This is a genomic window from Bacteroidota bacterium, assembly GCA_039111535.1.
Taxonomy (GTDB): Bacteria; Bacteroidota; Rhodothermia; order Rhodothermales; family JAHQVL01; genus JBCCIM01.
Window position 1 is genome coordinate 1 of record JBCCIM010000207.1, and the last position, 11352, is coordinate 11352.

General features: G+C 49.8%; 8 protein-coding genes. 6 read left to right on the top strand and 2 right to left on the bottom strand.

The features are described 5' to 3' along the window. Positions 1–567: 567 nt before the first annotated feature. Positions 568–783, top strand: a complete 216-nt coding sequence (locus AAF564_22720; GenBank protein MEM8488380.1) for a hypothetical protein — start codon at positions 568–570, stop codon at positions 781–783. Positions 784–945: 162 nt separating this feature from the next. Here AAF564_22720 and AAF564_22725 read toward each other — a convergent pair whose 3' ends face one another. Both AAF564_22725 and AAF564_22730 read right to left on the bottom strand, forming a co-directional pair. Next, positions 946–1158: a helix-turn-helix transcriptional regulator gene (locus tag AAF564_22725; protein MEM8488381.1), complete on the bottom strand. Its 213-nt coding sequence runs from the start codon at positions 1156–1158 to the stop codon at positions 946–948. Positions 1159–1160: 2 nt separating this feature from the next. Next, entirely contained in the window at positions 1161–1580 is a 420-nt protein-coding gene (locus AAF564_22730; GenBank protein ID MEM8488382.1) for a hypothetical protein, read from the bottom strand. Positions 1581–2548: 968 nt separating this feature from the next. On the opposite strand from AAF564_22730, the gene AAF564_22735 reads away from it, so the two are divergent. The 5 genes from AAF564_22735 to AAF564_22755 form a co-directional block, all read left to right on the top strand. After that, positions 2549–3151 carry an RNA polymerase sigma-70 factor gene (locus AAF564_22735; GenBank protein ID MEM8488383.1) on the top strand — a complete coding sequence of 201 codons (603 nt, stop codon included), beginning with the start codon at positions 2549–2551 and terminating at the stop codon, positions 3149–3151. A 20-nt stretch (positions 3152–3171) separates the two neighbouring features. Continuing rightward, positions 3172–4119 carry a FecR domain-containing protein gene (locus AAF564_22740; protein ID MEM8488384.1) on the top strand — a complete coding sequence of 316 codons (948 nt, stop codon included), beginning with the start codon at positions 3172–3174 and terminating at the stop codon, positions 4117–4119. Positions 4120–4158: 39 nt separating this feature from the next. After that, positions 4159–7107, top strand: coding sequence for a carboxypeptidase regulatory-like domain-containing protein (locus tag AAF564_22745; protein MEM8488385.1), 2949 nt, complete (start codon positions 4159–4161; stop codon positions 7105–7107). A 374-nt stretch (positions 7108–7481) separates the two neighbouring features. Further along, entirely contained in the window at positions 7482–10625 is a 3144-nt protein-coding gene (locus AAF564_22750) for a peptidase S9 (GenBank protein MEM8488386.1), read from the top strand. A 271-nt stretch (positions 10626–10896) separates the two neighbouring features. Next, positions 10897–11352, top strand: a 456-nt coding sequence (locus AAF564_22755; GenBank protein ID MEM8488387.1) for a hypothetical protein, incomplete at its 3' end; no start/stop codon positions are given.

Below are 11352 nucleotides of genomic sequence, written 5' to 3' on the forward strand. Positions count from 1 at the left end.
CCCTTTTTTCGTTCGATGCAGCGCATCGTGCGCAGAATGAATCGAATGATATGTTCAATCGATTGTCCATACGCCCTAAATACCTCCAATTTTTGGACCTTTTTTAAATACGCGCAAAACGAACGCTTATCTCCTTATTGTTACAGCATAGTTGTCTTTTTTTGTTAACACCGCCGTTTATAAAGTAGTGCGTAAAGCATTTGATCGGAGCTAGTTAGATTAGGTGGAAATGGAAATAAATAGATTCATACGCTGCGACAAGAATTCGATTTGCTAGAGGAGTTGAACCCTGTTTTCGGCTACAATTATAGGGTTAAGCGTATTTGTTTGTTCAGTGGGAATCCAAAATGAGGAATGGATGTAGAGATAAGGGTTCGCTTTATTTAAAAGGAACCGAACTCGAGCTGATAGATGAGTCTTATGGGTGTGATGTCTGACGTGTTTTAATCAGGCCCTAATAGTTGAGGCGGAGTAGTTGTTTTGTATCCGAATGCTGAAGTTATAGCTTAGGCCTAATTTTCTTTTAGAGGAAACAGGTTTTCTTGGGACTCAAAAATATCTTTAGATATGACGATCAAAGATTTACGAATCACACTTATAGCAGCACGCATATATGTTGCATTCATAGCCCTCACCTTTATTGCAATTCTGGTTATTACGGTGGTCAGGGATAAATCAATCGTGGACGCGCTGCCAGGCGCGTTATTGGTACTGGCCGTAGTGATTAGTATCATTCCAACGGGGATAGATGCTGCAAAAAAGCTGAAGTCTCAAGCTGATTAGTTATTGAATTAGTAACGGGGCTTCCGGTTGATAGATTGGGCGTAGTGTATCAGGCATGACCATGTGTATTAGGCATGAGCAACGACGTGGGTATTTGCGCGGGAAAAAAGATCGTGGTGCGAAGACTACCAGGCTCGTCCTGTGCCAAGACTATGCTACCCCTCACGAAGCCCCATACGTAAACACTTCTTCGAGCGGCACATCAAATACCGCTGCAATCTGGAACGCCACTTCAAGCGAAGGGGAGTACTTTCCGCTTTCAATCGCGTGTATGGTCTGGCGTGTAACACCTACCTGTGTTGCAAGCTGCTGCTGGGTCATTTCGTCGTTGTGAAAACGCAATGCGCGGATTTTGTTTGTGATGTTTGTGCCCATGATCAGACGCCGCGGTTGTAATACACAAGCTGGAGCGTGTACTTGACGCTGTCGGAGACAAACAGTGCAAGCAGTAGCAGATGCGCGATCCAAACGACCTTCACTGAGAGGATCATACAGACAATGGCTAACAGCACGCCAACTGCTAATATCCATGCAGCGTTGCTTTCAGCACGCCAGCCTATCAATTTATCCCTTTCATCCTTGCCCGTATCAGGTGCCATGATGCTCGCTGCTATATGACCAACTACATTGATCAGTACAATAGATATCACAGCTATGGTGAAAAGGGGCACGTAGAACGGCAATACGTCAACGCCTTCAAAAAGCATGCGTCCTGCGAGCAGGAAATAGGCGCCCAGGCTGACAAGTAAACTGGTTAACTGTATCCAGGCGCTCTTTTCTTCGAATGAAGCATTCATTGGTTTTATCAATTGGTGGAGACAAAACAGGTTCTGATATGCGTTGCTTTACGGCAGGGTGTAAATAAAGTTATACTTCGTGTAAAAAATATTTTACACGAATGTCCTGGCAATAGAGAAAGCGTAGCAGCAAGCACTGTAATCGCAACTAAGGATCATACCTTGTTCTAAGACAGGGCCAGAACTTGATTATAGTTTCCGGTACCACTAATGGGGGGCATTTCACCCAATCGTTTTCTGGATACCGGATGAAGTCCGGCATGACGTGGAGGAGGAAAACGAGCACAGGAGCACATTTTGACGCGTCGTGTTATTTGTGATGTAGAGACAAAATCAAGTTGGGTATGAGGCGTGAAGGATAGCGTTTTATCCTTTGTGATACATAAATGGGGCTCAACACTTAAAGCCGGGTGTCGACTGCCGAGTGATGCTCTTTATTTGACACAGCAGAATACAATAGCGTTGCTACGAGCACTGTCATAATGCAAAAGAGAAACCCGGAAATACGAAAACCCAAAAAAATATAGATCATTCCCTCAACCGCTAACTCGGCATTCGACAATAAAAAAGCCCGATCTACCACCATAGATCGGGCTAAACTCTAAGACTTCTTCGCCAGAAGTAAAGGCACTGCATGAGGCAATGATAGTGTCCGCTTTATTCGGAAGAAAAAGAGGGGAGCAGCAGAAACGGCATTTTAGACCCAAAAAGCACGTTTGCTGCTCCCCTGCGTTCGCCACCGTGATAGTAGCGGTATGACTACCACGCCTTTAATACAATCTGAATTCGCACTATGCGTAACGGTATTACAATTTTTTTTACACAATGGAATTGAAGGCAATTTTGTTACGTCTATAGTACAATGAAAAGTGCCCTGCGCATTTATTTGCGTAAAGGGATACGCATTGTAGTTTATTGATGTGTAATATGATTGAACCGTTGGTAAAAACGGCTCAATAATCCCTGGAATGGAAGGCTCAATGGGGGAGAACGTAAAACCCGTAAACCGATTTAAAGTATGGGCGAGTCAACTTCGAGACTCCGACCGGGGAGCGTACGCCGCTGTGTTCCAAGACATGAGTGCACAACTTGTGCGTTATGCTAAAACCATAACACGCGACGAAGCAAGTGCCTGTGATGTAATACAGGATGTTTTTTTGAAATTGTGGGAGATCAGAGAACGGATCAAACCTGAATCCTCTCTTCATGCATTGCTTTACACGATGACGCGCAATGCAGCGATCAATATGAATCGCAAACGCGCGCCGATGGTGTACCAGCAAGCTGATGGGGAAGATGTGTTTGACCAGGCATTGGCCGGCAAAAGTACTGCATCTGATGCTGTGCTGGAAGCCAATAGGCTCGCTGCGCGGTTGCACGCGTGGATTGATGAGTTGCCTGAACGCCGGCGCGAGGCTTTTGTATTGAGCCGGCACCACGATCTGTCACACAAAGAAATAAGCAACATCATGGGATTGAGTGAGCGAACGGTGAACACCCACATTTTTCTCGCACTCAAACATTTGCGTAGCCGACTGGATGCACTGCAAAACGATAACATCACGCTGTGAAAACACCCGATAAACGAAATATGCCATCCGAACTGGACGCTTTGCTGTCAGATCTTCCTGCTGAGGAAGTGACAGGATTGCAAAACGCCTGGGCCGTAAGCGATCAGGCCCGCGAGCCGGTTGCCCAGTCGACGCTCGACGCTGTCTGGGCCAATATTGAAGCAGAACTGGATAATCCTGAGGCAACGCAGAAAGATGCGGGGCCGACAGCAAAAATCCATACCCTCAACCCTGCTGCGCAACTGATTCCCATGCGCTGGATGGCTGTAGCTGCAACCATTTTGCTTGGCGCTGTTGCTGCTGCCTTCCTTTTGAATCCTGTGCGTGTTACTGCGCCTTTGGGTGAAGTCGCTGTTGTGCAGCTACAGGATGGCTCTACCGTTGAGCTTAACAGTGGCGCCACACTGCAATACCCCCGGTTCTTTATGGGGTCGCGTCGTGTATCATTAACTGGAGAAGCGTTTTTTGATGTAGAAAAGGATACAAAGCCGTTTATTGTAGAAACGTTCAATGCCTCGGTTCAGGTATTGGGTACCACATTTAATGTGCGTGCGTGGGAAGAAGGGCTTGATGCTGAAACCCGCGTTGCCCTTGCTACAGGCAAAGTTGCGTTGGCCGGCGAAGAATCAGCTGAAACGATTCAATTGGTGCCGGGACAAACCGGTGTTGTTCGTGCAAACACGTTGGAAGCATCGCAAGCAGATACTGTGCAGGTACGCCGCGCACAAGCATGGCGATCTGGCCATTTCTTCTTCTCGGATGCCGGCCTCGGTTCGATACTCGATGATGTAGCGCGTCGTTTCGATACGACCATCACGCTGCAGCCCGAAAACTTGCGCACACGACGTATGAAACTCGCAATTGAGCAGCCGGCTTCAGCTGAAGCAATTGTGAAAGACATTGTCCTTACATTGGGACTACAATACCGTCAGGTCAACGGTGGATATGAAATATATGCATCCAATTAAACACGCTTGGTCACGCAAGGCCGTATGAGATAGCTATTGATGCCAGACCATCTTAGCCATAGATCGCCATTCAGCTCAGGCGCACTGCAATTTTGCCGTGCGCTTGTCGTGTTTCTGGTACTTGCGCCGGCAAGTGGCCTGATACAGCAGGTGATTGCACAGGAAAAGGCGCCTGCTACTTATTCTATGGTAGCCTCTGGAACGCCGCTCAGCGATGCATTTGACGCCTTTATCGAACAATCAGGTATCAGCATTGCCTTCGATATTGATCTGGTAAAAGGCAAGCGGGCGTACTGTCAGGCAATTGACCTGGAGGCAGAAGCTGTACTGCGCTGTTTGTTGAAAGAGACGGGGCTTACCTACATCCAACTGGCTTCCGGCACTTATGTGCTGATGGCCCAGTCCAAGCCTGCTATCGAATGGGGAGAAATTACAGGCCGCGTAGTGGACGGGGCTTCCGGTGAACCGCTGCCCAATGCCCATGTGCTGCTTGCAGACGCCGGCGTTGGGGATGTGACAAATAGTGCCGGCCGGTTTGCATTCTCGCAGCTCGCCCCCGGATCTCATCGTGTTCGGGTGTCCTATATCGGCTACCAGGATAAAACCCACACCATAAAGGTTGTCTCCGACAAAAACGCCAGCATTGAACTCGGACTGCAAGTTGAGCCGCTGCTTTCGTCTCCGATCGTTGTGAATGGCTTGGTACCCCAGTTTTCATCCGAGCAGCTTCAGTCTCCCGATGTGCCCATCGATGGTTCTTATGCGGGCAATGGAAGCCAGGATGTGATCAAAAATCTAAATACAGTCATTGGCTTACGGAATGGAGATGCCGTTTCAGACGTGCACGTGCAGGGGGGCGAAGCTGGTGAACACCAATACCGCCTCGATGGTGCTCCCGTGTTTCTGCCCATTTCAAACGGGGGCATTGTTGGGCCTTTTAGTCCATTTGCATTAGACAAGTTCACAGTCCACAAAGCCGGCTATGCAGCCTCTGTAGGGAGTTCGCTTTCTGGTGTCATTGATGCTACGCACCGCCTCTCATCCATCGGTGGAAGCATTGTTGACGTTCAGGTTGATCCCATCAGTGCAAACGCCCGCGCCATGGGTTCTTTTGGAGATGGTTCCGGGATGCGTGCCAATTGGATGGTTGCTGGCCGCAAAGCGTTGTGGTCCATTTACCAGCATCAGGGACTCCAAACCCATTTTGATAACTGGAGCGCGCCCGACTTGCACGCAATGAACGTCATGTTACCGCAGGACCGACATTCAGCAGATGCATACAGCGCTGAGTCGAGCCGGCCCAAGGGATGGCAGGCTATTGCTGAGGGTGACCGCGATGATTTTCGGGCAACCGATTTTGAAAACAACTACGATTTCTATGATGTGCACGGCGCCTTGCGGTTGACCTTCGATCCGGCCAGCAGCTTGCACGCTTCTTTTTACCGTGGCGGCAACACCCTGGGCGATGACCGTGTGGTGCAAGGACGTTTTCAGGCAGCACCTGATCCAGAGGGCGTCGATGAGCGATTTTTCAACTTCGACAATAACTATAACTGGACCAACACCGTTGCCCAGGTGAGTTATGAGCGTGTTCTGGGCCGGCAGACCTTTGTTAAATGGGGCGGATGGTACAGCCAGTTTAGTGGTGCGCAATCGTTTAATCATGATGCTTACGATGGCGACTATACGGGCACCGGCAAACCGCCACCACCCGACTCTTCAGGCGCCGGACGTTCACATGCCGGCTTCGAATACTCCCAGGCGGCCTTGTCAGCGCTGAAGCTGGGCTATGAAGACGTAAATCGGATTACCGAGTGGGGATTGCGCGGCACGTTTGATCAAACATTGGGCGCGCGCCATTTCCTTTCTGGCGGCATTGAGCTCATGTATGACAACAGCCAATTTGTGTTGAACATGCAGCGTCCGCGAAGCGAAGAAGTGCGTACGCCAAAACAGGCAAATATCGACGGCCGGCAGCTTCGCCTGGCTACTTTTGCAGATCATCGCTACAGCATTTCTGATAAAACCACGCTCGACCTGGGTGTGCGGCTAACCTATCTCAGTACCCACGAGCAAGTATTTGCAGAGCCACGGCTTGCCCTGCGGCACGACGCATCGGCTAGCCCGATTGGTCCATGGGCTTTCAGGGGTGCTGTTGGGCTTTATCGCCAGTATGTCAATCAGTTCGACGTTTCGTCGGTCAACATCAACGCCTTGGTTTCAACCCTGCGTTTCTGGTTGCCTGTAGATGCCTCGCAGCGGCCTTCTAAAGCGCTCCATGCAAGTGGATCCCTGCTTTTTATGCCACATCCGGAATGGCAATTGCAGATTGAATCTTATTACAAGGCCCAGCCTCACCTGTTGGTGATTGATTACGCAAATGAAGTGCTGTCTGGTGCTTCCGGGGAGAGCCTCTCCACGCAAAGTGCCTTGCTGACTGGTGCAAAAGGTTTTGCTTACGGTACTGCTGTTTCACTGGAGCGGAAAACCAAACAGCTGACCACCCGATTCCAGTATGAGTACAGTGTAGCTGAACGACAGATTGCCAATCGTTTTGATGGCGCATCCGTTTCTGTGCCGTGGAATGTGCCGCACCGGGTTGTGACTTCCCTGTCTTATCGGGTAACCGATCAGGTTACTATTCTTGGTCGGCTTGAGAACAAAATTGGGCAATCCTGGGCATTCCGCCAGGCCTACTACAACTTCCTCGAGCCCAATCCTGATACGCAAGTACTTGGGATTTACGATCTCTCAGATCCGGGTGCCCACAAGTTGCCCGTTATCTCCCATCTCGACTTTGGTATAGCATTCAATCAGCAGCTCAAAAACACCACGTTGCAAGTCAGGTTCGACCTGTCAAATATCCTGGCCTACAACAACGTTGAAGAGTGGAGCCTGTCGTACAACGATCAACTCGGTAGCGTATTTAAAGTCGAACGTCCCCTCACTCCGTTTCTGCCATCCATGGTTGTCCGTCTCGGATTCTAACCCGAATTTTCTCTTCTTTTTTGCCGGCGCCTTACGCATACCCTTCCGCCGGTTTGTATTAAAGATGATGCCTCTACAGAACCCCGGACATGCACGCCGCAAGCATGCATATTTACCCCGGTTATCCCTTCAATCGAGATAGGATCAAAGGGATGGGAGATCGCTACCGAGCCTTTAGCGATCTCCCTTTTTTTGTTTGTACAATTTTGACCAATTGCACATTAAATGTGCAAAAAATGACATTTCATTACGCATAAGCCAACTTCCAACTGTATTAAAGGCGGAGGCACCTCATCAGTAACTGGCTATATCGGTAGCCAGCATTAGCAAGCGCATCGTTCGCTGAATATTTAATCCATTAATACAGAAAATCCATGTTTGTAGTCCGTCCGCATCTATGGATGGGTGCCCTGTTGTTGCTTTTGCTCGGCGTCCCTTCCGCACAGGCCCAGTACTTTGGGCGTAACAAAGTGCAGTACGATAACTTTGAGTTTAAACAGTTTGATACTGAACACTTTACCTTTTTCTTTTACCCCGAATCCGAAGAAGCTGTTATGGATGCAGCCCGGATGGCTGAGCGGTGGTACGAGCGCCATAGCCTCGTTTACTTGCGTCAGTTTGCGGATAAAAAGCCTATCATCCTATACGCGAATGATGCGGACTTCCATCAGACAAACATTATTAATGGAACGCTGGGAGAAGGCACCGGGGGGGTTACTGAAAGTTTGAAGCAGCGCGTTGTAATGCCACTCACCGGCCATTACGCTGAGACAGACCATGTGCTCGGACACGAGTTGGTGCATTCATTCCAATATGATATAGCTTTTGCTGAACAAGGTGGTGAAGAACAGGTCCGATTTAACCTCAGAAATATTCCCCTTTGGTTTATAGAAGGAACGGCGGAATACTTATCTGTTGGCCGGGATGATGCCCACACAGCCATGTGGTTGAGAGATGCAGTCCTGAGAGATGATTTGCCAACCATCGATGATCTCACCAACAAACCGTACCAGTATTTTCCCTATCGTTATGGGCAGGCCTACATGGCTTACATTGGCGGTAAATATGGGGATGTTTCCGTATCCAATCTCTACAAGCTTGCCGGCCGCACCGGGCTGGATACAGCCTTTGTGCACACACTGGGTATCGAGCCGGATTCTCTTTCAACGGAGTGGGCAGCCGCAATTAAAGACGCGTATTTGCCATTCCTCTCAGGGCGGACACCGGCAGCTGAAAGTGGCCGTGAAATCGTTTCTCGCGAAGAAGAAGGCGGGCGGTATAACATAGCTCCGGTTCTGAGTCCGGATGGCCGCTATGTTGCTTTCTTGTCAGAAAAAGACCTCTTCTCCATCAACCTGTTCATTGCAGATACCAGGACCGGAGAGGTCATCCAGAAGCTGAGCAAACGGACGGCGGATTCACATTTTGACTCCATGCGGTTTATCAGCACCGCTGGCACATGGTCCCCGGATGGTAAACAATTTGCCTTTATCACGTTTGCTAACGGCGACAACGAAATTGCAATCTGGAATTTGGATTCAGGCAAAATTGATCGCCGCATTCATTTGGGTGATGTGAGCGCATTGTTAAACCTTGCGTGGTCGCCTGATGGTCAATTCCTCGCGATTTCCGGCATGAACGGCGGGATCAGTGATCTCTATGTATTGGATCTGGATTCCAATGAAGTGCGCCAACTCACCGAGGATCGCTATGCAGACTTGCAGCCCGTTTGGTCACCTGATGGTACACAGATTGCCTTTGTATCAGACCGTGGTACACGAGGCACCGATTTTGATCGGCTGGCTTATGGCGACCTGACCGTTTCAATGATTGATGTCGAAGCTGGCGAAATTCAGTCACTGGATCTCTTTGACCGTGGCGTGCAGCACAACCCGCAATTCTCGCCCGATGGTAAAGACTTGTTCTTTATTTCCAATCATGATGGTTTTAAAGACATCTACCGGGCGGAATTAAATACCAAAGAGGTCTATGCCATTACAAACCTTCAAACGGGGGCCAGCGGTATAACTGCTACGGCGCCGGCTATGTCGATTGCGTCGCAGAGCGGGATTATGGCGTTTTCGGTATACGGAAATAATGCCTATACCATCTATAGCCTTGATGCTGAAGAAACTGAAGGAAACCCTCTTGTAAATGCATCCTTGATGCCAGGTGTCCTGGCTTCAACCGGCATCCTGCAGACTGACGGATTGGCTGCCGCAATCGGCGGGGACGAAGTAGGATCGGCAGGGGCGACTTATGCCGGCTTACTACCACCGATGAAATCGCCCGAAGAAGGCATTGTGGGAGCGTATTTGTCTGATGCCGGCCTCGGCTTGCCCGAAAACCCGGAGTATGACATCAAAGAATACAGCTCGCGTCTGAAACTGGATTACGTTGCGCCACCGTCTGTTGGTGTATCAGTAGGTGGTCCGTTTGGTGCCGGCCTTGGGGGGAGCCTCGGGTTTTACTTCAGCGACATGCTGGGTAACCACAACCTCACGGTGAGCGTGTTGGCAAACGGTACATTGAAAGACGTGGGTGGACAGGTTGCTTACCTGAACCAGAAACGCCGGCTAAACTATGGCTTTTATGGGGCCCATATTCCCGTGATCTTTGGGTATACAGGTGGATTTAGCACCGCTGGCGACGGGTCGTTGTTGTACAATGAGTTGATTCAGCGACTCTTTATCCAGCAAGTGGGCAGCTATGCTTCCTACCCGATTAGTACCACGCGGCGGATTGAAGTGAGTGCCGGTATGGCGCGCTACGGTTTCGACTACCAGGTGCGTACGTTCGATCAGATAGGCAACCGGACAAGCGGTGACAGCGGTATCCAGGAGCCAGATCCGCTGTATCTGGGACAGGTTGGCGTTGCTTATGTGAAAGACACGGCCAATTTTGGTTTTGTCTCTCCGCTAAACGGTACCCGGCAGCGGGTGCAGGTGAGTCCAAGTTTTGGTACGGACAGCTTTGTCACGCTCACAACCGATTACCGTCAGTACTTCCATACAAAGCCGTTTACCTTTGCCTTCCGTGGATTACATATTGGCAATTACGGTGCTGATGAGAACGCGGTGTTTGGCAATGAATACCTGGGATCAACGTATTATCAGGGATTTGTACGTGGCTATAACCTGAATAACTTCAGCGCAGATGAATGCTCAACAGCTGCTTGTCCTGAATCTTCAAGGTTGTCGGGTACACGTATCGCGATGGCAAGCGCAGAAATTCGAATGCCTTTATTGGGAAATGAACAGATAGGTCTCATCAACTTTCCTTATTTGCCGACAGAGCTGACGCTGTTTGCTGATATCGGCATGGCGTGGACCGCTGAAGAAAGCCCGGAATTTACGCTCTCGCGCAATGCTACGGGGCGGTCACCTGTAGCCAGTGCCGGTATTTCCTCACGGTTCCTGTTGTTCGGTGCAGCCATTTTGGAAGTCTACTACGCCTATCCTTTCCAGCGTCCGGAGAAAGGCGCCCATTTTGGTCTGCAACTGTCGCCAGGATGGTAAACTCGAGTTGACCCTCGACCCACAGCAGTAGCGCGGGTGTACTTCGGTACATCCGCGCTTTTTTTGTTGTTTAAAGATTGGCTGGGAGTGCCTTTTTTAGCGGGCAGATTGTGTTGAATAAGAGACAGCTAAAGTATTGAAAAAGCTGAATTTGGGTTGATTTAGCTGATTTCTAAAAAGCCTTACGTATGGCATGGTTTGGGCAAGTAAAACGATGGCGCGGCGCTGATCATGAACACATAAATATTAACCCACAGGGGTAAACACTATCATGGCTTCCAAGGCCTCATCCACGATTATTCTAAGCCTGAGCCTGCTGTTCTGGATTGCATTGTTTGTGGCCGGTTCTACAATCCCATCAGACAATGTCTTACAAGGGGTGCTTGGGGAGGGGGTGCCAGTAGGCAAGCGGTTGCTGCATTTGTTAGGCTTTGTGTTTACCTGGACGTGGAGTAACATTCTGTTGCTTTGCTGTTTTGCCTCGCTGGTAGGTGAATACGGGCGGGAGGCCATGAGCCGGCGTAAAATCATTCCCAATCCGCAAGTTGCGCTCGTGCGCGGTTTCTTTATCTTCCTCGATAAGGGAAGGCGGCAGAGAGATCGTCCCAACGATCACCAGTTGGCCGGCGGCCATCGCCAGGAAGATAAAGAAACCGCGCACGAGCGCAACTTGCGGATTGGGACTGATTTTACGCCGGCTCATGGCCTCCCGCCCGTATTCACCTAC